Consider the following 20,467-nt stretch of genomic DNA (forward strand, 5'->3'; position numbering starts at 1 on the left):
TTGGACATGTATGTGCCTCCATGGCGGCGGCCGGGTTAGTGACCCGCCGCATAGATCGGAAGCCAGGTCGCCAGTCCGGGCAGGGCCAGAACCAGCGCGATGCCCAGCAATTGGAGCGCTACGATCGGCACGATGCCCCGGTAGATGTCGCGCAGCGCGACGGTGGGCGGTGCCGCGCCCTTGAGGAAGAACAGCGCGAAACCAAAGGGCGGCGTCAGGAACGAGGTCTGCAGGGTGAGCGCGATCAGCGCCGCGATCCACAGCGAGGCAAACTCCGACGAACCGACATAGGCCGAAAAATCGAGCGCTTTCAGTATCGGCTCGAAGATCGGCAGGGTGATCAACGCAATCTCGATCCAGTCGATGAAGAAGCCTAGCACGAAGATGATGGCGAGCATGGTCAGCAACATGCCCCAGTCGCCGAAACCGAGGTCTTGCAGCAGCCCGAGCATCAGCACGTCGCCGCCGAAGTAGCGGAACACGTAGGAGAACACAGTGGCGGCGAGGGCGATGAAGAAGACCATCGCGGTCATCAGCGCGGTACCCTGGACGATCTCGTGCAGGGTGCGCAGCGAGAAGCTGCGGTTGAGCAGCATCAGCAGGATCGCACCGGCTGCGCCGACGCACGCCGACTGCGTCGGCGTCGCCAGGCCGGCAATGACCGAGCCCAGCACCAGGGCGATCAGCGGCACCGGAAGCGCCAGGCTGCGGACCACATAGATTGTGAGCTGCAGCGCGCCCCGAGTCGGCAATACCGCGAGCGGCGGCGCGATTCGCGGATCGAGCAGGGCGGCGCTGATATAGTAGGCAAGGTACAGCGCTATCAGGACGAGGGCCGGCACGATCGTCGACAGGAACATCTGCGAAATCATCACGCCGATTTCGTCGGCAAGGAAGTACAGCATGATCGCCGGCGGCAGGATCAGGCCCAGCGTGCCCGCGGCCGCAATCGAGATAGTGGCAAAAGACGTCCTGTAGCCGCGCTCGAGCATGGTCGGCAGGGCGAGATAGGCGAGCGTCGCCACCGAAGCGCCGACCAGGCCTGCGGAAGGTGCAAGGACGATGCCGATCAGCGTCACCGCGACGGCCTGGCTGGCGGGCACGCGGCGCAACAGCACCTGCAGGCACAGCAACAGTTCGCGCCCGATGCCGCTCCGTTCCAATGCTATGCCCATGAACAGCAGCATCGGCACAGCGGGATAGATCAGGTTCTCGGCCAGCGTCGAGTAGATGCGCAGCGGAATGTTGAAAAAGGCGATGAGCGGGAACTCGCCGAGCGCGTGGCCGATCAGGGCGAAGCTCAATCCGACTCCGATGAGAACCAGTGCCACGGGATAGCCGCTGAACAGCAGCAACGCCAGTGCCAGGATCATGAACAGGGCAAGATTGTCGATCAGGAAATCCATTGCGCCCCCTGCGCTTCCCCCGCGATGCTCGCGCGCCGGTTAGCCGCGTTGCACCGCGCCGTTGGCCAGTGCCGGTCCTGTCGCTCGTCCAGCTAGGAACATCGCGTTGCGGACGGCGGCCGAGAGGCCAGCCAGCAGCAAAAGGAGGCCGCCCACCGGCAGCGCCGACTTGATGATCCAGCGCATCGGCAGGCCGAGCGCCGCGCGCGCGCCCTCCGCCGTGGCGAAGGAGTTCAGTACGAACTGGCCGCCATGCACAATGAGGATCAGGCAAAAGGGAATCAGGACCAGCAGGCACGGCGGGCGCACCGCCACCAGTTGATCGAGAAGCGTTGACATGAGCGAGGTTCTCGCGCCGGCGATGTTTTTATGCCTCTCGTGTTGGTGCTTTTCCTCGGCTTCCCGGTCGCCTTCACCCTGGCAGCAGTCGGTGGCGCATTTGGAATCATCGGCGTCGCGACGGAGCACTTCAAGCCCGCCTTCCTGTTCAACATGCCCTTCCGCATCCAGGGCACTTTCAACAACGACAATCTGCTGGCGCTGCCGCTTCTAATCTTCATGGGCATGCTGCTCGAGCGTACCGGAATCGCCGAGGACATGTTCGTCGCGCTCAATCGCCTGTTTGGCAGACTGTCCGGCGGGCTTGCCTATGTCACCATCATCGTCGGCGCTGCTCTTTCGGCAATCACCGGGTTCGTATCGGCGTCGGTTGTCGCCATCGGGCTCATCTCATTGCCCGTGATGCTTCGGGCGAAGTACGATCCAAAACTCGCCACCGGCGTGATCGCCGCGGCGGGCACGCTGGCGCAGGTCATTCCGCCAAGCCTCGTTCTCATCATCCTGGCCGAGTAGCTCGAAGTGTCCCTCCTCGAGATCTATCGAGGCGCGCTCCTGCCGGCCGGGCTCCTCATCGCGTTCTACTTGCTGTACATTTTTATTGTCACACACCGCTCGCCGATGCGCGCGCCATCGGCACAGGAGGACCATATCGGGTCGGACTGGCAGATCCTCCTCGAGGTTGGACGCTCGGCGGGCGCGCCTTTGGTCATCGTGTCGACCGTTCTGGCCGCGATCTATTTTGGCGTGGCGACGCCCACTGAGGGCGGCGCCATCGGCGTTTGCGCCATTCTGCTGCTGGCGCTGGCGACGCGAAAGTTGGGCGGTCGCAATCTCCGGCAAGCAATGGAAGTCACCGGCATACTCTGCTCCGGCATCATCTTCCTGCTGCTCGGGGCGTCGTTCTTCATGCTGGTGTTTCGAGGCCTTGGAGGTCACCTTTGGATCGAATCGCTGTTTGGCTATCTGCCCGCCGGACAGATCGGCTTCATCATATTCATCAACCTAGCGGTATTTCTCCTGGCGTTCTTCCTCGACTTCTTCGAGATCGCCTTCATCGTCCTGCCGCTGATTGCCCCCATTGCCCGGCAGCTTGGCATCGACATGGTCTGGTTCACGGTGCTGCTCGCCGTCAATCTTCAGACCTCGTTCATGCATCCGCCGTTCGGCATCGCGCTCTACAATCTGCGCAGCGTGACGCCTTCCTCGATTCGCACGTCCGAGATTTACTGGGGAGCGGTGCCCTTCCTGGTCATTCAGCTGCTGATGGTGGGGCTTCTCATTGCCCTGCCGCAGATCGTGACTCGGCCGCCGGCTCCGCCGGTAGACACGACAATTTCCATCGAGCTACCACCGCCGCCAGACGACAACTGAAGCAGGCAGGCGGCCGAAGGATCACGGCATCTTGGTAAGCGCATCGATCACTCGACAATCGAACACACGTTTGTTCTTGCACGCGCGAATCATGCGCTTCAGTTCTTCGCGCAGCACGGTCAGCCGGTTTATCCGGCCTTCGACAGCCGAAAGCTGGGCAGACGCCAAGTCCGATGCCGACTTGCACGACAATTCAGGCTTTTCCTGCAAGGCGAGCAAAGCCCGCACCGACGCGAGCTCGAATCCTAGTTCGCGCGCATGACGGATGAAAGCGAGCCGTCTCACATCCTGTTGGTCAAAAACGCGCCGACCATTGGCGGCACGGCGGGCCTTAGGCAACACGCCGGCACGCTCGTAGTAGCGGATCGTCTCGATATGCACGCCGCTTTGCTTGGACAATGTACCGATAGGCATCATGGCGGATGACCCTTGTTCCTGTAGTAACTACAGGATGTATGATTGCGCGACGCAGGACAAAGGACAAGAGATATGGATGCAACAACCCTCGAACGCCCGGTGCGATACCGCGTAACCGGCATGGATTGCTCCTCGTGCGCGGCGAAGATCGAAGGCGCGGCGCGCAAGTTGCCGGGGATCGACGACGTCAGGGTTTCGATCGCCTCACAAGAAATGACGTTGAAGCTCGCTGACAAAGTCGCGTCCCTACCGCAGCTTGAACGTACGATCACAGAAATGGGTTATCAGCTCACGAAGCTTGGCGCCGATGACGCCGACGACAAGATTCCGGACCTTTCCCATGTGACGCCGGCCTACAAGCGTGCCCTCTCGATCGTCATTCTCCTCAATGTCGGCTACGGCGCGATCGAGATCGTCGGCGGCTTCCTTGCCGGCTCGCAATCGCTCAAGGCCGACGCCCTCGATTTCCTGGGCGACGGGCTGATTTCGTTTCTTGGACTGATCGCCATTGGATGGGGGCTGAGGGCCAGGGCGAGTGCGGCACTGCTGCAAGGCATCTTTCTTGCTGTCCTGGGCATGGGCGTGATCGCATTCACGGGCTACCGCGTGCTGGTCCTTAACCAACCCAATGCCGAATTGATGGGCATATTTGGCGCGGTTGCGCTTGCAATCAATGTCGCCGCGGCGCTCGTCCTCATTCCCCATCGCACCGGAGACGCGAACGTCCGGGCGGTCTGGCTGTTCTCGCGCAACGACGCAATCGGCAATGCGGCCGTCGTCGTCGCGGCAGCACTTGTCTGGTGGACAGGGACGTCGTGGCCCGACCTCGTGGTCGCTGCCGTCATTGCTGCGCTCTTCCTGCATTCGGCGTGGTCCATCATCGGCCACGCACGCGCCGACCTGCAACAGGCCGTGCGCACTGCCTAATGCGGCCGGCGCAGGGCATCGGCTGCGCGCTTGCCGCATACATCATCGATCAGGCAAGCAAGGCGACAGCCATTTCAATGGGTCCGCGGCTGGAAGCGGCGATCGGTTGGGGACGACGCCGTCCTTTTTCTACGCCACGGCTGCCGTCTCTTCGCCCGGCATGCCAGCCCTCTTGTGCAGGACCCTTCAGGTTAGCCACGACTTCTCGTGAGGATGCTGTTCGGCGTGCGACCCACAGCCTCTCCTTGGCTTGATCTAGCCGTAGGACGGCTGCGCCTCGATCGCCTGAGCCGCAACGGCGTCGGTTCGACTTTCCTCCCCTGGGCTTCGCCCATTCCTCGCGAGGCAAGAAAGTCGCCCCGCCGCCGTCCTCCGCTGTGCTCCGGCCCGCGAGCGGGTGCAGCGTCGATCGCCTCCGGCAAACGATCGCCATCGAGGCCGCGATGGTCGCGGGGCTCGAAACAGCAAGGAGAAGTGACATGGCTAACATCGGTTCCTTCAAGAAGTCCGGCAACGAGTACCAGGGCGAGATCGTCACCCTGAGCGTCCAGACCAAGGGCGTGCGCATCGTCCCCGAGGCCAACCGCTCGAATGACAATGCCCCCAGCCACCGGGTCTTCGTCGGCCGCGCCGAGATCGGGGCCGCCTGGTCGAAGCGCTCCAACGAGGGCCGAGATTACCTCTCGCTCAAGCTCGACGATCCGAGCTTCAACGCGCCGATCTTCGCCAACCTGTTCGACGACGAGGACGGCGAGGGTTCTTCCCTGATCTGGTCGCGCAGCCGCAAGAAGAACGGCGAGTAAGCCGACGCCCCCGAGGCCCCGCCCGGTTCGCCGGGCGGGGCTTTTTCTTTGCTTGGGCGGCTGTGTTTTTATGGAATGCCAGCGATGACCTTGGCCCTTGCCAGCTTTCGATTGTACATTCGCTCGGATTTCAAGGACTGAAGGGATTGGGCGCATCCGGCTTCGCCGGACCGGGCTCTATGCGGCCGATTGGGAGAGTGGCGGCCGCACGAAGCCACCCTTCGGTTGAAGCGAGGGAAGGGCGTCTTCGCCTGACGGTTACGATCCCTTGCGGTTACCACCGTGATTTTTGAACCGGCTCCGCAAGCAGGTCAGCCGGACGCACGTGCAGGGACTCTGCCAGTTGCCAGATCGTCAGGAGAGTGACGTTCTGCAGCCCTCGCTCGATCGCACTGACGTAGGCCCGGTCCACACCCATGCGAACGGCGACCGCCTCCTGGCTGAGGCCCGCTGCCAGTCGATAGACACGGACGTTGGCGCCGAACACCTTGCGAATGTCCATCCGCAGGATAGGAGGCAATCGCGTATTCTGACGCTACGTACTATAATACGCGGCGCAATCTACTGGCGCGATGGCGTCTCTATGCTTTTATGCAGATCAGGCTTCGAGTGCCTTCACAAGTCCGCCTGGTGAGCATGGAAATTGATGGATGTGATGCGTGCCTTGCATCGCCACGGTCCGATGGGCTGTGACTATGCAGTGGTTGGAGTTCCGACGGATGTTCTTCTCTCGCTGCAGTCCTTGAGATGACGATACCTCCTTTTGACGACTGCCCTCCTGAAAGCGACGTGGTCACGCCGTATGACGAGCGGCACTTCGTGACCTACCTGCGCTTGCTGGACGCCACAGCCGACGCGGCAGACTGGCAAGAAGTCGTGCGCATTGTCTTCGGGCTCGATCCGGAGGTGAACGCCGACCGCGCACGCTTGGTCCACGACACTCATTTGGCCCGGGCGCAGTGGATGACCCAGATGGGCTTCCGTGATCTGTTGCGCGCATCGCGCAACTGATGGGCGAGCCTCCAGGAAAAGACTTTGAGATAGCCCCTTGGGGGGCGTCTTCGCATGACATCGCGCGTTCGGCGTTCGGGCTCTTCAACAACCGTTGGTCGCATGAAAGGCTCAGGTCCGTTAGCCCTGAGTTCGTGTAACGGAGTCTTTGATGACGAAGAGACCCGATTGGAGGTCGCACGAGTATGTCGATGCGCTGAAGGACCTCGATCGTGCCGGATTCGCGTGGGAGTTCCTGCGACGCAACCCGGCATACCGAGATGACTACGACCGGATTGACGAAGATCCGGAGGAACCGGCATTGAGCCCGAAGACGGTGGGAGGGAACTGGGGGCTTTCCTTTCGCCTGCGATCCCTCGCTCGATGCGACCGCCGCGCAGGTCTCATGGCGGCCTGAGCTGCTTCCCCATGCCGTGATGCTCGTTCCCGCCCCCGAGAACTTCGAAGGCGCCTATCGCTTTGAAGTGCTTGGTCGACTGCGTCCGTCTATGGATCCACAGCACGGTGGCGAGTGGCAATGCATCGTGAATGATGCCGATGGCCCAATGTCCCTGTGGCTCAAGGGTGAGCGCCCGGCACTGCCGATGGCGGCGCTCGTCCCCTTGGATGAGACCGTTCTGCTTCGTCTCGCCGGTCTGATGCGCCTCAAGCGCCGGCTCGATCGTCACCCGGCAGGCCCGCTTCCGTCCGCCTGGCAAATTACGGCGCGTCTCCGCAAGCGCCTTCTCGACATGATCCGGGCGTTGGACGGTCGCGCGGAGGGGGCAAGCTATCGCCAGGTGGCGGTGGCGCTCTACGGTCCGGAAGCGGTTGCGCGATTCCCCTGGAAGACCTCATCCGTCCGGGGCCAGACGATCCGATTGGTCTCCGATGCCGTGGTCATGATGGAGGGGGGCTATCGAAAGCTGCTGCGCGCCAGCCGCTAGCCTCCCCCGACGCTTGCCAGGGCAGGGGGTGTCGCCAACCGGAGGGTCCAGTTCGTCATCCGCCCGGGCCGCGAATCTCCGCCACCGTGACCGTCGTTACGCCGTCGCCTCTCGACGGCTCTCGTCACAACCACGGAGCCATCCGCATGCCCGATCCTGCCGCCGGCCTGCCGCCGCGCTTTTTGCGAACGCCGGAAGCCGCACGTTTTCTCAGTCTCTCCGGACGGACCCTTGAGAAACACCGGACCTACGGCACGGGCCCCACCTACCGGAAGATCGGCGGTCGCGTCGTTTACGCCGTCGACGACCTCAAGGCTTGGGCCGACCGCGGGGCCAAGACGTCGACCTCCGATCCCGGCGCAGGGACCGTGCTGCCCGCAAAGCCGCACATGAACCCGCTCGCCCATGCGCCTCGTGCTCGGCGCTGATTGGAGGCCAAACGTGACCTTCAAGCACAAGCGCGTCAGCGAGCGGGATCAACTCGACTTGTTCAGGGCGTTGCCCGGCGATCTCGCACCGCGTGACGCCCAGGACCTCATGGCCTATCCGTTTTTCTCTCTGGCCAAATCCAAGCGTGTGCGGCCGATCGACTACCGAACCCGCACGGTCGCAATACGGGTCGAGGCCGTGCCCGACCACGGCATGGCGACCATCTGGGATGCCGATGTGCTGATCTGGGCCGCCTCGCAGATCGTCGAGGCGAGAGACGCTGGCTTGAAGACCTCGCGTCTGATGGCGGCCACACCGTACGAGATCTTGACGTTCGTTGGCCGTGGCACCGGCGCACGGGACTACGATCGGCTGAAGGCGGCGTTCGACCGTCTCCAGTCAACGACCGTGCTGACGTCCATCCGCCAACCTGCAGAGCGGCGGCGCCATCGCTTCTCCTGGATCAACGAATGGAAGGAAACGGCCGACGTCCACGGTCGCCCGCTCGGCCTCGAGCTCATCCTCCCGGACTGGTTCTATGCCGGCGTTCTGGATGACGCGCTCGTACTCACGATCGACCGTGCGTATTTCGATCTGACGGGCGGCCTGGAGCGCTGGCTTTATCGCATCGTCCGCAAGCACGGCGGCCGTCAGGCCGGCGGCTGGAGCTTCGATTTTTCGCATCTCCACGCCAAGTCCGGCAGCCTCTCGCCGCTCAAGCACTTCGCCTACGATGTGCGCGAGATCGTCCGCCGACAGGCCCTTCCGGGCTATCGGCTTTGTATCGAACGCGGCTTCCGCGGCGTCGAGCGGCTTGAGTTCGTGGCAATCCCGCGTGATCCGTGCGTCCACCGGCCGGTAGCCCCGTCTGGGGACAAGCTGTGACTCGCCTCATGCTAACGGGGACGTCGACCCTCGTGCCATCGGGGACCGGAACATCGTGCTATCGGGGACCAGAATCGCTGGATTCCCTTTGGCCTACAACGGCTTGGCGCCTCCTTAACTTTCCTAACCCAGATTCTTTCAGAATCTGTCTAACGCATCAGATCTGTCCACCGCTGGGGATCGCAGCCTTGCCGGGAAGGGAAAGGCCAAAGGGCGTGGGTTCGATCCGGCTACGAGGCCGCGCATGACCGATCTCACGCATGTCGAACTGCTGTGGCTCGAGAAGCATATCGAGCGATGGATACGCTTCGGCCGGCCGGCAAACGAACAGATCCACGATCGACGACGGCGGGTCCTCTCTTTCAGGCCCGGCAGCGTCTTCGGCTTTGTCCGTTGGGCTGCCAACGACTACGGAACGATCGCCTCCCGCATCGACATCCTGCGTGCCGTGCGCTCGAGCGAAGCCTGCGCCACCATCCCCTACGTGCGGCCAGGTGCTGACATCCTGTTGCGCGCTTCCGGCTGGCCGAAGGTCAAGCATGTGTTGCAGATGATCGACATCGTCGAAGCGCTTGGCGTGGATCCCTGCGACGCAGCACCGGACTACTGGCGCCACGTCCACAGTCGCTTGGCGGTTGGGGAAGCGCTGAGGCCCTACACAATGGCACGCCACAAGGCCTGGCTGCTGCGGCAGAGACTGGAGCCGTGAGGCGCCGCGTGTACGGTCTGCTGATTGCACTGGGCGTGGTCAGTCTTGTGACGCCGGCCTTCTTGCAGCCGCATCGCATGCTTCTGTGGAATGCGTCGGCCAGCGTTCCTGTCGGGGTCTACTTAATCGAGACCACCGACACGCGGTATGTTTCCGAACTGGTTGCCGTGCTGCCGCCGGAGCCGCTCGCCAGTTACCTCGAAGCTGGCAACTACCTGCCGCGTGGCGTTCCCATGCTGAAGCATGTGCTGGCGCTTCCCGGCCAGACCGTTTGTCGAGATGGTCTCGTTATAACCATCGATAAGGTAGCTGCAGGAATGGCGCGTGAGCGTGATCGAAGAGGCCGCCTTCTACCCATCTGGCAGGGCTGCCGCGTCGTCGCCCAGGACGCGCTCTTCCTGATGAATTCGCGATCGGCGGACTCGCTGGACGGGCGGTATTTCGGGCCACTGCCGCGATCCGCCGTCACCGGTCGCGCTCATCCAGTTTGGACAAAGGAGGAATGATCATGAAGCTGCGCCGGCCTGAAGTGCCCGCCCGATCGTGCGTGGGACGTCGTGACCCTTCCTCCGTCACGGCCAAGGCCTTTCACAAGACCATCCGGTTGATCGCATCGATGGCTGCGATTCCTATAGTCGCAATCATCGTATCATCCGGTGACACGGCGCTCGCTCAATCAGCCACCACGGTGTTGCGAAAGACCTCACTGGACACTGGTCCCTATGCAAACTTCGTGCGCCAAGCGGCCCAGCGATATGGCGTTCCGGCATCCTGGATTGAAGCGGTGATGGCGATCGAAAGCGGTGGTGATGTGTTGGCTCTCTCGTCTCAAGGCGCCATGGGACTGATGCAGATCATGCCCGAAACCTGGGCTGGTTTGCGTGCCCGGCATGGGTTCGGTGACAATTCGTATGACCCGCGCGACAACATCCTTGCGGGCGCGGCCTACTTGCGTGAGCTGTATGACCGCTATGGCTCACCGGGGTTTCTGGCCGCCTATAATGCAGGTCCCGGGCGTTACGACGAACACTTGGCGACAGGCCGCGCGCTGCCGCAGGAAACTCAGCTCTATGTGGCCACGCTCGCACCCCTGATCGAACAGGCGCAGGTTGATGACATTGTCACCGTCAGCCGTCGTCTCGTTCCCTGGCAGGAAGCGCCACTGTTTGTCGCGCGTGACCAGGACAAATCCGCGGTCCCGCAGGAAGCGTCCAACACGTTGACCGAGCAGCCATCGGAAGGCGAGTCTGCCGAAAACATATCCCGATTGAAGGCACGAACCGACAGCTTGTTTGTCCGCCGTGGAAACGCAGTGCGTCTGCCATGATGTGGAGAAGAGGCGGTTGGATCGTCAAGCTGTTCTCGAGAAGATGCTCATGAGGTTCATCGGCTCAGGGCCCTCACATCATGGACGGCAAGATAAAGCGGGTGGCCCCGCTGCCGTCGCTGCGCTCCTAAGGGATTGTCTGCACGTTGTTTTTCGAGGGCCCGGCGCCGGCTCTTTGCGACGTGCGTTCGGCTCTTGAAGCACTTTTCTCTTTGTTATCAATGCTCCAAGCGCCATCGCTCTTGGGCAACCCTTCCGATGCTACCCGGGAGACGCCTTTTCTACGCCACGCAGCGATGTGTGTGTTCGGGCGCTTGAACGCGTTCGCGTCGCTGCCAATCGTTATGCCATGGCACGTGATGACGACGATTTCCGTCTCCGGCCCGGCAGGATCCGGAATCGCGATGGCGCGCGGATTGGCAAGCGCCGCGATGGTGGCGGGGGCAGCCGCAGGTCCAGCTTCAACGGGCAGATTCAGCAGGCTATTCGACGGGCTGGCGGCAGTCCCTCCCGGGTGGGGAAGGCCGGAAAGGGAAGCGGCCGGTTTAATGAACGAGGGCGTGGTGCTTCCGTGGCTGCGGTGCTGAAGAACCGCAAGCCATGGAGCCGCGACGGTGGCGTCCGAACGCGCTCGCGGCGGGTCGCGGTCAAGGCTCGGGTCGTGAAGCTCAATCCCCAATCCGGTTCTGTCCGGGGACGGCAGTTCGTCAGTGCCAAAGCCGTCGACGCGCATCTCCGCTATCTCCAGCGTGATGGCGTGACGAAGGACGGGGAGAGGGGTCAGGTCTATTCAGCCGGCCGGGATGCCGAGGATGGTCGTGCGTTTGTCGAACGGGGCCGGGAAGACCGCCACCAGTTCCGCTTCATCGTATCGGCCGAGGAGGGCGTGGAGCTCCCGGATCATCGCGCGACTACCCGCGATCTCATGAAGCAGATGGAGGCCGACCTTGGCACCCGCCTCGACTGGGTCGCGGTCGATCACCACAACACCGGCCATCCTCATACCCACATCATCGTCCGGGGTGTGACCGACGAAGACAAGACCCTCAACATCGCGGGCGACTACATCGCTTATGGCATCCGGGAGCGGGCGAGCGAGGTCGTGACTCGTGAGCTTGGCCGCCAGACCGAGCAGGACGTGTCCCGCGGCCTGGAGCGGGAGGTCGACGCTGACCGCTTCACCAGGCTCGACCGCATGCTGCTCGCCGAGCAGCGGAGCCGCAACGAGTTCGCCGACCTCCGGCCAGATCGGGATGTGCTCGAAAGCTTGCGGCTGAACCGGGCGCTTCTGATCCAGCGGGCGCGCAAGCTGGAGCGTATGGGCCTGGCCGCCGAGGTTGAGCCCGAACGGTGGACGGTATCTTCAAAAGCCGAATCCGTCTTGCGGGAGCTGGGCGAACGCGGCGACATCATCAAGACGATGCATCGGGCATTGGACCGGGAAGGATTGGCGGGCACCCGCTCTGTCGTGGGCTATGTCCTTCATCGTGAGGAGATGACCGAGCCGATCGTTGGCCGGGTGCTCGACAAGGGGCTGGCCGGCGACGAGATGGGTGAGCGGATGAGGCTCGTCGTCGACGGTGTGGACGGGCGGGTCCATCACATTGAGATGGATCCTGCTCGAGCAGAGGATATCCAGCGGGGCATGATCGTGGCGGCGGGCGCGGGTGAGGCCGGACCCCGCGCATCGGATCGCAACATTCTGGCAGTTGCCGGTCAGGACGGCATCTATCGGCCGACCACGCATCTGGAGCAGGCTGTCGGTACCGTCGAGCGTCTGGGCGGCGATCCTGCGGCTTACGTCCGATCCCATGTCCGGCGCCTGGAAGCGCTGCGGCGGGCGGGCCATGTCGAGCGGATCGACGCCGATCACTGGCGCATTCCGGCCGACCTGGCCGAGCGGGGGCAGGCCTACGACCTCACGCGGGACCGCGCGACCGGTCGGGTGACCGTTCTCTCGGCGACGGGGCTCGAGCAGCAGGTCGGTCATGATGGCACGACGTGGCTCGACCGCGAGCTGGGGGCTCGTCAACGCACCGTCCTGGCGGACGACGGCTTCGGCCGCGACGTGGCCGCAGCGCTGGCCAGGCGCCGACGATGGCTGGCTGACAAGGGCTATGCCACAGATGTCGGCGACGGGCGGATCCGGATTTCCAGAGATGTGGTGCAGCGGCTGGAGGCTCGCGAGATCGAGCGCGTTGGCCGGGCCCTCGCCGCAGAAAGGGGGCGGGAATGGCAGCCCGCCATTCCGGGTAAACACGTTGCCGGGACGCTGGTCGGATCCACGCAGCTTGTGAGTGGACGGTTCGCCATGATCGACGACGGGCTCGGCTTCAGCCTGGTCCCGTGGCGACCCGCGCTCGAACAGCATGTCGGCCGATTGGTTTCGGGGGTTGCCTTGCCCGGCGGCGATGTCAGCTGGTCTTTGGGACGACGTCGAGGCTTGGGGCTCTAGGCAGAAGAGAGCATGACTGCTCCGGCGTTCCACCAAATTGCACGCCAAAGCCGCCGCGCGAGCGCTCCGCGCGTCGTCGGCATTGAACAGCTGGCAAGCGACAGCTTGATCTTGTCGTCATGTCCGCGACCAAGATCCTGTGGGGGCAGATCACCCTCGTTTTCACCATCGTGCTCGTAGCAGTATGGGCGTCGACGCAGTGGACGGCGTGGCGGCTGGGTTACCAATCCCAGCTCGGACCACCCTGGTTCGAACTCGCCCACGTCCCAATTTACTTTCCTCCGACCTTCTTCTGGTGGTGGTACGCCTTCGACGCCTATGCACCCTCGATCTTTGTGGAGGGCGCCTGTATCGCGGCCTCTGGCGGCTTCATCTCGATCGGGGTCGCGATCGGCATGTCTGTCTGGCGTGCGCGAGAGGCAAAGAACGTGGCGACCTACGGTTCGGCACGTTGGGCGACAGCAGGCGAAGCACGCCGCGCGGCATTGATCGGCCCGGATGGCGTAGTGCTGGGCAAGCTCGGCGCCGACTACCTGCGCCATGAAGGACCAGAACACGTCCTTTGCTTTGCGCCGACACGCAGCGGCAAGGGCGTCGGCCTGGTCGTGCCGACCTTGCTGACCTGGCCCGGCAGCTCGATCGTTCACGACATCAAGGGCGAGAACTGGGAGCTGACGTCGGGTTTCCGGTCACGGCATGGTCGCGTGCTGCTGTTCGATCCGACTAATGCGGCGTCGGCGGCCTACAATCCGTTGCTCGAGGTCCGGCGCGGCGAATGGGAAGTCCGCGACGTCCAGAACATCGCCGATGTGCTGGTCGATCCCGAAGGCGCCCTGGAGCGCCGGAACCACTGGGAAAAGACCAGTCACGCCCTTTTGGTCGGCGCCATCCTGCATGTCCTGTATGCCGGACAGGACAAGACGCTGGCCGGGGTGGCTGCTTTCTTGTCAGACCCAAAACAGCCGATCGAGACGACGCTCCGCGCAATGATGACCACGGCGCACCTCGGCGAAGCGGGTGTCCATCCGGTCATCGCCTCGGCGGCTCGCGAACTGCTGAACAAGAGCGAGAACGAGCGTTCGGGCGTGCTCTCGACCGCCATGTCCTTCCTAGGCCTGTACCGCGATCCCGTCGTGGCCCAGGTGACGCGTCGCTGCGACTGGCGCATCCGCGATCTCGTCGAGAGCGAGCGACCTACGACGCTCTACCTCGTCGTGCCGCCCTCCGACATCAGCCGGACCAAGCCACTAGTACGCCTCGTGTTGAACCAGATCGGCCGTCGGCTCACGGAAGAGCTCCACGCCAAGGGGCGGCGGCACAGGCTGCTGCTCATGCTCGACGAGTTTCCTGCTCTGGGGCGCCTCGACTTCTTCGAATCTGCGCTGGCTTTCATGGCCGGTTACGGATTGAAGAGCTTTCTCATCGCCCAGTCGCTCAACCAGATCGAGAAGGCCTACGGTCCGAACAATGCCATCCTCGACAACTGCCATGTGCGCGTGTGTTTCGCCACCAACGACGAGCGCACCGCCAAGCGCGTCTCGGATGCGCTCGGCACGGCGACGGAGATTCGTGATGCCAGGAACTACGCCGGCCACCGGCTCAGCCCATGGCTGGGCCATCTAATGGTTTCTCGGCAGGAGACGGCACGGCCGTTGTTGACGCCCGGAGAGGTCATGCAGCTGCCGGCAACCGACGAGTTGGTCCTGGTTTCCGGGTGCCCGCCGATCCGGGCCAGGAAGGTGCGGTACTACGAGGACCGGCAGCTGACGGAGCGTCTGCTGCCACCGTCCGTGCCAGAACGACCGAGCGCCTCCAGCTTCACCCTGGATGACTGGAGTGCCAATGCTGTTCCCCCGCTTCCGACGGCGAGCGGGGAGGAGACGGGCGGTCTTCAGAAAGAGCAGCCCGTCGACGATCCCGACAATGGCGGCATCCGTCGGGAGCCGGAACTCGCCGAGCATGAAGACATCGCGCCGGAGCCGATCAAGCCTTCGCCTGAGTTCGAGTTCGCCGAGGATGAGGCCGACGACGACGGGGTGCGCGCGCGCCGTTTACGCGCGACGGCCCGGGGACTCGCTCGCCAGGCCGCGATGGACCCTGGCGATGGCATCGATCTGTGAGGGAGTAGATGCGCACTAAGCATACGTTTCGTCTGCCGCCCGATCTGGCGCTGAAGCTTGCCGACTATGCGTCGCGCAAACGCGTGCCGCAGGCCCATATCGTGGAAACCGCACTCGCCTCGTTCCTGTCACCGGATGCTTCCGAAAGACTCGAAGGAGCGCTCGGCCGTCGGCTGGACCGTCTCGTCCGACAGGTCGAGCGTCTTGAACGCAATGTCACCATCTCGAACGAGGCGCTGGCGCTCTTCGTGCGCTTCTGGCTGACCACTACGCCGTCTTTACCGGACGGCGCACAACAGGCCGCGCAAGCGAAGGGCCGCGAGCGGTACGAAGGCTTCGTCGATGCTCTGGGCCGGCGCCTGGCGAAGGGCCGGACGCTCTCGGAGGAGATCTCGCAGGACATCGGGCTAGGAGAGGGCACGGAACTCGACCAGCCCCAGGAGCCTGTTTAGCGGTCCCGCCCATTCACACGCCGTTCTGCGCTCCAGCACTACGATTACTCGGTTGTTGTTGCGCCGAGCACGTTGCTGCTTCTTCTAATCGACCCCGTTCGATCGCTGTTGGCGGTCCTGCATTCCGGGGTGACGATGACGATCCATTCCTTCCAAGCAGAGGTCATTTCCCGGGGCGCCCGCATGCTGCGCACCGCGCTCGGGCCCGCCATCGCAACCTGGCTCGAAGATCCGTCCGTCGTCGAAGTGATGCTCAACCCCGATGGGCGGCTCTGGATCGACCGGCTGTCGACCGGCCTGGTCGAGACGCAGGAGCGACTGGCAGCCGCCGAGGGCGAGCGCATCGTACGGCTGGTCGCTCACCATGTCGGCGCCGAAGTCCATCCCGCGAGCCCAAGGGTATCGGCCGAGCTGCCCGAGACGGGAGAACGGTTCGAGGGGTTGCTGCCGCCGGTCGTCGCGGCGCCCACCTTCGCGATCCGCAAACCCGCGGTCGCCGTCTTCACCCTCGACGACTATGCCGGAGCAGGGATCATGACGATGGACGAGGCCGGCGCGCTTCGGCAGGCCGTTGTCGACCGCCGCAATATCCTCGTGGCCGGCGGCACCTCGACCGGCAAGACGACGCTCGCCAATGCGCTCCTGGCCGAGGTGGCCAAGACGTCAGACAGGGTGGTGCTGATCGAGGACACCCGCGAACTGCAATGCCGTGCCGCCAACCTCGTCGCCTTGCGTACCAAGGACGGCGTGGCGTCGTTGTCCGAACTGGTGCGCTCGTCGTTGCGGCTGCGGCCCGACCGCATACCGATCGGCGAGGTGCGGGGCGCCGAGGCGCTCGACCTCCTGAAGGCCTGGGGCACCGGCCATCCCGGCGGCATCGGTACCATTCACGCCGGATCGGCGATCGGCGCGTTGCGGCGCCTCGAGCAGCTCATCCAGGAAGCCGTCGTCACGGTGCCCCGCGCCCTGATCGCCGAGACGATCGACCTCATCGCCGTACTGTCGGGCCGCGGCGATGCACGTCGGCTGACAGAACTGGCTCGCGTCGACGGTCTCGGCGCCGCCTCGGACTACGCCCTCTCATCTGCAGGAGAATCTAAATGACGCGCCTCGCGATACGACACGCTGTTATGGTGGCCGCAAGCTTGTCTACGGTGCTGCTCGTCCTCTCGTCGACCGCCCATGCGGCGGGTTCCAGCATGCCCTGGGAACAACCGCTTCAGCAGGTCCTGCAGTCGGTGGAAGGGCCGGTCGCCAAGATCGTCGCGGTGATCATCATCATCGTCACCGGTCTTACCCTGGCGTTCGGCGACAGCTCCGGTGGCTTCCGGCGCCTGATCCAGATCGTGTTCGGAATCTCAATCGCCTTTGCCGCCTCGAGCTTCTTTCTCTCCTTCTTCTCGTTCGGCGGCGGGGTCGTCGTCTGATGACCGAGCCCGTTCCCGGCTTCGTGGTGCCGCTCCACCGCGCCCTGACCGAGCCGATCCTGCTGGGCGGGGCGCCGCGCTCGATTGCGATCCTGAACGGCACGCTGGCGGCGGCCATCAGCCTGGGGCTGCGCCTGTGGGTTGCCGGCCTGCTGATCTGGCTGCTCGGCCATGGCCTGGCAGTCTGGGCGGCCAAGCGAGATCCGCTCTTCGTCGATGTGGTGCGCCGCCACCTGCGCATTCCCGGCCGGCTCGGCGTGTGAGGGGGCTTTAATGATGAATCTCGCCGAATACCGGAACTCGGCCACCCGCCTTGCCGATTTTCTGCCTTGGGCAGCGCTCGTCGCTTCCGGCATCGTCCTGAACAAGGACGGCTCGTTCCAGCGGACCGCGCGTTTCCGCGGCCCCGATCTCGACTCGGCAGTGCCGGCGGAACTCGTCGGCGTCGCTGGACGGCTGAACAACGTCCTCCGTCGTCTTGGATCGGGTTGGGCCCTCTTCGTCGAGGCCCAGCGGCTGCCTGCCAGTGTCTACCCGGCGGGACGGTTTCCGGACGCGGCGTCGGCGCTGGTCGACGCCGAGCGCAAGGCCGCGTTCGAGGAGCAGGGGGCGCATTACGAGTCGGCCTATTACCTGACCTTTCTGTATCTGCCGCCGGCCTGGGAATCTGCCGGTGCCGAGCGCTTTCTCTATGAAGGCCGCAGCCGCGCCGCGGGAGCGGATGGCCGTGAGATTCTGGCCGGGTTCACCGATCGCACCGAACGGGTGCTGCAGCTCCTCGACGGCTTCATGCCCGAGTGCCACTGGCTCGACGACGGGGAGACCCTGACCTATCTCCATTCCTGCATTTCCACTCGACGCCAGCGCGTGCGCGTGCCGGAGGTGCCCATGTACCTCGACGGACTGCTGGCCGACCGGCCCCTGACGGGCGGTCTGGAGCCGAAGCTCGGCGACTGCCATCTGCGGGTGCTCACGATCGTGGGCTTCCCGGGAACCACCACGCCGGGGCTGCTCGACGAACTCAATCGTCTGGCCTTCGCTTACCGCTGGTCGACGCGGGCGATCCTCCTCGACAAGACCGACGCCACCCGGCTGCTGACGCGCATACGCCGTCAGTGGTTCGCCAAGAGGAAGTCCATCGCGGCTATCCTCAAGGAGGTCATGACCAACGAGGCATCGACGCTCGTCGACACCGATGCGCACAATAAGGCCATCGACGCCGATGCGGCGCTCCAGGAGCTCGGCTCGGACGCGGTCGGCGCCGCCTACTGCACGGTGACCGTCACGGTCTGGGATGAGGATCCCCGCGTTGCCGACGAACGGCTGCGTCTCGTCGAGAAGGTGATCCAGGGCCGCGACTTCACCTGCATGGTGGAGAGGGTCAATGCCGTCGATGCCTGGCTTGGTTCCCTTCCCGGGCATGCCTACGCCAACGTGCGACAGCCGCCGGTCTCGACGCTCAACCTGGCGCACATGATCCCACTGTCGGCGGTCTGGGCCGGTCCTTCGACGAATGAGCACCTCGATGCGCCGCCGCTGTTCTTCGGCAGGACCGAGGGGGCAACGCCGTTCCGGTTCTCCCTGCATGTCGGAGATGTCGGCCATACGCTCGTTGTCGGCCCGACGGGCTCGGGCAAGTCCGTGCTGCTGGCCCTCATGGCGTTGCAGTTCCGGCGCTACGACAAGGCGCAGGTATTCGCCTTCGACTTCGGCGGTTCCATCCGCGCCGCGGCGCTCGCGATGGGTGGGGATTGGCACGACCTCGGAAGCGCGCTCGGCGAAGAGGAGAGGGAGCCCGTTGCCCTCCAGCCGCTGGCCGGCATCGACGATGTCGCGGAGCGGGGCTGGGCCACTGACTGGATTGCAGCTCTCCTGGCCCGCGAGAAGATCGTCCTCACGCCCGAGGTGAAGGACCATCTATGGTCGGCTCTCGGGTCGCTGGCCTCCGCACCGCTGGAAGAGCGCACCCTGACGGGCCTGTCGGTCCTGTTGCAGTCGGCCGCCCTCAAGCGGGCCCTCCAGCCCTACTGCCTGGGAGGCGCCTATGGCCGTTTGCTGGACGCCGAGGCCGAACGGCTCAGCAGTACGTCGGTGCAGGTCTTCGAGACCGAGGGGCTGATCGGCACTGGCGCCGCGGCTGCCGTGCTCGCCTATCTCTTCCATCGGATCGAGGCGCGTCTGGACGGCAGCCCGACCTTGATGGTCGTCGACGAGGGCTGGCTCGCCCTGGACGACGAAGGATTTGCCAGCCAGCTGCGAGAATGGCTGAAGACCTTGCGCAAGAAGAACGCCTCCGTCGTCTTCGCGACTCAGTCGCTCTCGGACATCGACGGCTCTGCCATCGCGCCGGCCATCATCGAGAGCTGTCCGACTCGTCTCTTCCTGCCGAACGAGCGGGCGATCGAGCCGCAGATCACCGAGATCTATCGCCGCTTCGGTCTCAATGACCGCCAGATCGAGATTCTCGCCCGGGCGACGCCCAAGCGTGACTACTACTGCCAGTCCCGCCGCGGCAATCGCCTGTTCGAACTCGGCCTTGGCGAGGTCACGCTTGCCCTCACGGCAGCGTCGTCGAAGTCCGACCAGGCGCTCATCGAACGCGTTCTGGGCGAGCACGGCCGCAAGTTTTTCCTGGCCGGCTGGCTGCAGGCGCGCGGCGTGCCGTGGGCTGCCGATCTCATCCCCGACCTCAGCACAGGAGAATCGTCATGACTTCTATCCGTGGTTACGGCGTTGCGCTCGCAGCCATTCTCGCCCTCTCCGGCAGTGCGCTCCCGGCTTCGGCGCAGATGCACGTGTTCGATCCCACCAATTATTCGCAGAACCTGCTGACCGCGGCGCGCACGCTCGAGCAGGTCAACAATCAGATCCTGTCGCTCCAAAATGAAGCGCAGATGCTGATCAACCAGGCGCGTCATCTCACGAGCCTGCCATACTCCTCCCTGCAGCAGCTTCAGCAGTCGATCGGTCGGACCAGGCAACTTCTGGGTCAGGCGCAGAACATCGCCTACGATGTCCAGCAGATCGATCGGGCCTTTTCGACGACCTATGCGCCGGCATCGGCGAATCAGTCGGCCCAATCGCTGATCGCCAATGCGCAGACGCGTTGGCAGAATTCCGTGGCGGGCCTGCAGGATGCTTTGCGCATTCAGGCGACGGTGGTCGGTAATCTCGACACCAACCGCTCCGAGATGTCCGCCTTGATCGATGCCAGCCAGGGCGCGGCAGGGGCGCTGGAGGCGGCGCAGGCCGGTAACCAGCTCGTGGCTCTCCAGGCGCAGCAGCTTGCCGATCTCACGGCGACGGTCGCTGCGCAGGGGAGGGCCCAGAGCCTCGAGGCGGCCGCGCGCGTGGCCGCCCAGGACCAGGCGAGGGAGCAGCTTCGCCGCTTCCTCGCGCCCAACACGGGCTATCAGCCGTCCACCGTCCGCATGTTCCATGAATAAGCCCGCCGCCACGTGTC

General features: G+C 64.2%; 22 protein-coding genes and 1 pseudogene. 19 read left to right on the plus strand and 4 right to left on the minus strand.

All coding sequences use genetic code 11. The features are described from left to right. Positions 1-35 precede the first annotated feature (35 nt). Both KIT25_02645 and KIT25_02650 read right to left on the minus strand, forming a co-directional pair. Entirely contained in the window at positions 36-1,406 is a 1,371-nt protein-coding gene (locus KIT25_02645; protein UYN95864.1) for a TRAP transporter large permease subunit, read from the minus strand. A 39-nt stretch (positions 1,407-1,445) separates the two neighbouring features. After that, positions 1,446-1,745, minus strand: a complete 300-nt coding sequence (locus KIT25_02650; GenBank protein ID UYN95865.1) for a hypothetical protein — start codon at positions 1,743-1,745, stop codon at positions 1,446-1,448. A 30-nt stretch (positions 1,746-1,775) separates the two neighbouring features. Between KIT25_02650 and KIT25_02655 the strand changes: the two are divergent. Continuing rightward, positions 1,776-3,116 (plus strand): annotated as a pseudogene (locus KIT25_02655) (TRAP transporter large permease subunit). A 21-nt stretch (positions 3,117-3,137) separates the two neighbouring features. Here the strand turns inward: KIT25_02655 and KIT25_02660 are convergent. Next, the gene (locus tag KIT25_02660) at positions 3,138-3,533 is read right to left on the minus strand and encodes a helix-turn-helix domain-containing protein (protein UYN95866.1); all 396 of its coding nucleotides are present in this window, start codon (positions 3,531-3,533) and stop codon (positions 3,138-3,140) included. Positions 3,534-3,653: 120 nt separating this feature from the next. On the opposite strand from KIT25_02660, the gene KIT25_02665 reads away from it, so the two are divergent. Continuing rightward, positions 3,654-4,460, plus strand: coding sequence for a cation transporter (locus tag KIT25_02665; GenBank protein UYN97801.1), 807 nt, complete (start codon positions 3,654-3,656; stop codon positions 4,458-4,460). 479 nt (positions 4,461-4,939) lie between these two features. After that, positions 4,940-5,263: a DUF736 domain-containing protein gene (locus KIT25_02670; GenBank protein UYN95867.1), complete on the plus strand. Its 324-nt coding sequence runs from the start codon at positions 4,940-4,942 to the stop codon at positions 5,261-5,263. A gap of 274 nt (positions 5,264-5,537) precedes the next feature. Here KIT25_02670 and KIT25_02675 read toward each other — a convergent pair whose 3' ends face one another. After that, positions 5,538-5,765: a helix-turn-helix transcriptional regulator gene (locus KIT25_02675; GenBank protein ID UYN95868.1), complete on the minus strand. Its 228-nt coding sequence runs from the start codon at positions 5,763-5,765 to the stop codon at positions 5,538-5,540. 245 nt (positions 5,766-6,010) lie between these two features. Between KIT25_02675 and KIT25_02680 the strand changes: the two genes are divergently transcribed. The 16 genes from KIT25_02680 (at position 6,011) to trbJ (ending at position 20,450) form a co-directional block, all read left to right on the plus strand. Then, positions 6,011-6,274, plus strand: coding sequence for a DUF2285 domain-containing protein (locus KIT25_02680; GenBank protein ID UYN95869.1), 264 nt, complete (start codon positions 6,011-6,013; stop codon positions 6,272-6,274). 151 nt (positions 6,275-6,425) lie between these two features. Next, positions 6,426-6,671 carry a hypothetical protein gene (locus KIT25_02685; GenBank protein ID UYN95870.1) on the plus strand — a complete coding sequence of 82 codons (246 nt, stop codon included), beginning with the start codon at positions 6,426-6,428 and terminating at the stop codon, positions 6,669-6,671. A gap of 187 nt (positions 6,672-6,858) precedes the next feature. Continuing rightward, positions 6,859-7,200, plus strand: coding sequence for a DUF2285 domain-containing protein (locus KIT25_02690; protein ID UYN97802.1), 342 nt, complete (start codon positions 6,859-6,861; stop codon positions 7,198-7,200). A gap of 146 nt (positions 7,201-7,346) precedes the next feature. After that, a complete protein-coding gene (locus KIT25_02695) occupies positions 7,347-7,628 on the plus strand; it encodes a helix-turn-helix domain-containing protein (protein ID UYN95871.1) in 282 nt (93 codons plus the stop codon). Continuing rightward, a complete protein-coding gene (locus KIT25_02700) occupies positions 7,606-8,514 on the plus strand; it encodes a replication initiator protein A (protein ID UYN95872.1) in 909 nt (302 codons plus the stop codon). The genes KIT25_02695 and KIT25_02700 overlap by 23 nt, the downstream gene beginning before the upstream one ends. Positions 8,515-8,758: 244 nt before the next feature. After that, positions 8,759-9,223 (plus strand): DUF2840 domain-containing protein, encoded by a 465-nt coding sequence (locus KIT25_02705; protein ID UYN95873.1) that lies wholly within the window; start codon positions 8,759-8,761, stop codon positions 9,221-9,223. 77 nt (positions 9,224-9,300) lie between these two features. Continuing rightward, a complete protein-coding gene (locus tag KIT25_02710) occupies positions 9,301-9,729 on the plus strand; it encodes a S26 family signal peptidase (GenBank protein UYN97803.1) in 429 nt (142 codons plus the stop codon). A 110-nt stretch (positions 9,730-9,839) separates the two neighbouring features. After that, complete coding sequence (locus tag KIT25_02715; protein ID UYN97804.1) at positions 9,840-10,550, plus strand: lytic transglycosylase domain-containing protein; 711 nt, start codon at positions 9,840-9,842, stop codon at positions 10,548-10,550. Positions 10,551-10,899: 349 nt separating this feature from the next. Continuing rightward, positions 10,900-13,005 carry a relaxase/mobilization nuclease and DUF3363 domain-containing protein gene (locus KIT25_02720; protein UYN95874.1) on the plus strand — a complete coding sequence of 702 codons (2,106 nt, stop codon included), beginning with the start codon at positions 10,900-10,902 and terminating at the stop codon, positions 13,003-13,005. A gap of 119 nt (positions 13,006-13,124) precedes the next feature. Then, a complete protein-coding gene (locus tag KIT25_02725) occupies positions 13,125-15,125 on the plus strand; it encodes a conjugal transfer protein TraG (GenBank protein ID UYN95875.1) in 2,001 nt (666 codons plus the stop codon). A gap of 8 nt (positions 15,126-15,133) precedes the next feature. Next, a complete protein-coding gene (locus tag KIT25_02730) occupies positions 15,134-15,577 on the plus strand; it encodes a ribbon-helix-helix domain-containing protein (GenBank protein ID UYN95876.1) in 444 nt (147 codons plus the stop codon). Positions 15,578-15,712: 135 nt separating this feature from the next. Then, positions 15,713-16,681 carry a P-type conjugative transfer ATPase TrbB gene (gene trbB / locus KIT25_02735; protein ID UYN95877.1) on the plus strand — a complete coding sequence of 323 codons (969 nt, stop codon included), beginning with the start codon at positions 15,713-15,715 and terminating at the stop codon, positions 16,679-16,681. Continuing rightward, positions 16,678-17,004, plus strand: a complete 327-nt coding sequence (locus KIT25_02740; GenBank protein ID UYN95878.1) for a TrbC/VirB2 family protein — start codon at positions 16,678-16,680, stop codon at positions 17,002-17,004. The genes trbB and KIT25_02740 overlap by 4 nt, the downstream gene beginning before the upstream one ends. After that, the gene (locus KIT25_02745) at positions 17,004-17,267 is read left to right on the plus strand and encodes a VirB3 family type IV secretion system protein (GenBank protein ID UYN95879.1); all 264 of its coding nucleotides are present in this window, start codon (positions 17,004-17,006) and stop codon (positions 17,265-17,267) included. Before KIT25_02740 ends, KIT25_02745 begins: the two co-directional genes overlap by 1 nt. 10 nt (positions 17,268-17,277) lie before the next feature. Further along, a complete protein-coding gene (locus KIT25_02750) occupies positions 17,278-19,716 on the plus strand; it encodes a conjugal transfer protein TrbE (GenBank protein UYN95880.1) in 2,439 nt (812 codons plus the stop codon). Beyond that, positions 19,713-20,450, plus strand: a complete 738-nt coding sequence (trbJ, locus tag KIT25_02755) for a P-type conjugative transfer protein TrbJ (GenBank protein ID UYN95881.1) — start codon at positions 19,713-19,715, stop codon at positions 20,448-20,450. The genes KIT25_02750 and trbJ overlap by 4 nt, the downstream gene beginning before the upstream one ends. Positions 20,451-20,467 lie beyond the last annotated feature (17 nt).

The sequence above is a fragment of the Enhydrobacter sp. genome, from assembly GCA_025808875.1.
GTDB lineage: Bacteria > Pseudomonadota > Alphaproteobacteria > Reyranellales > Reyranellaceae > Reyranella.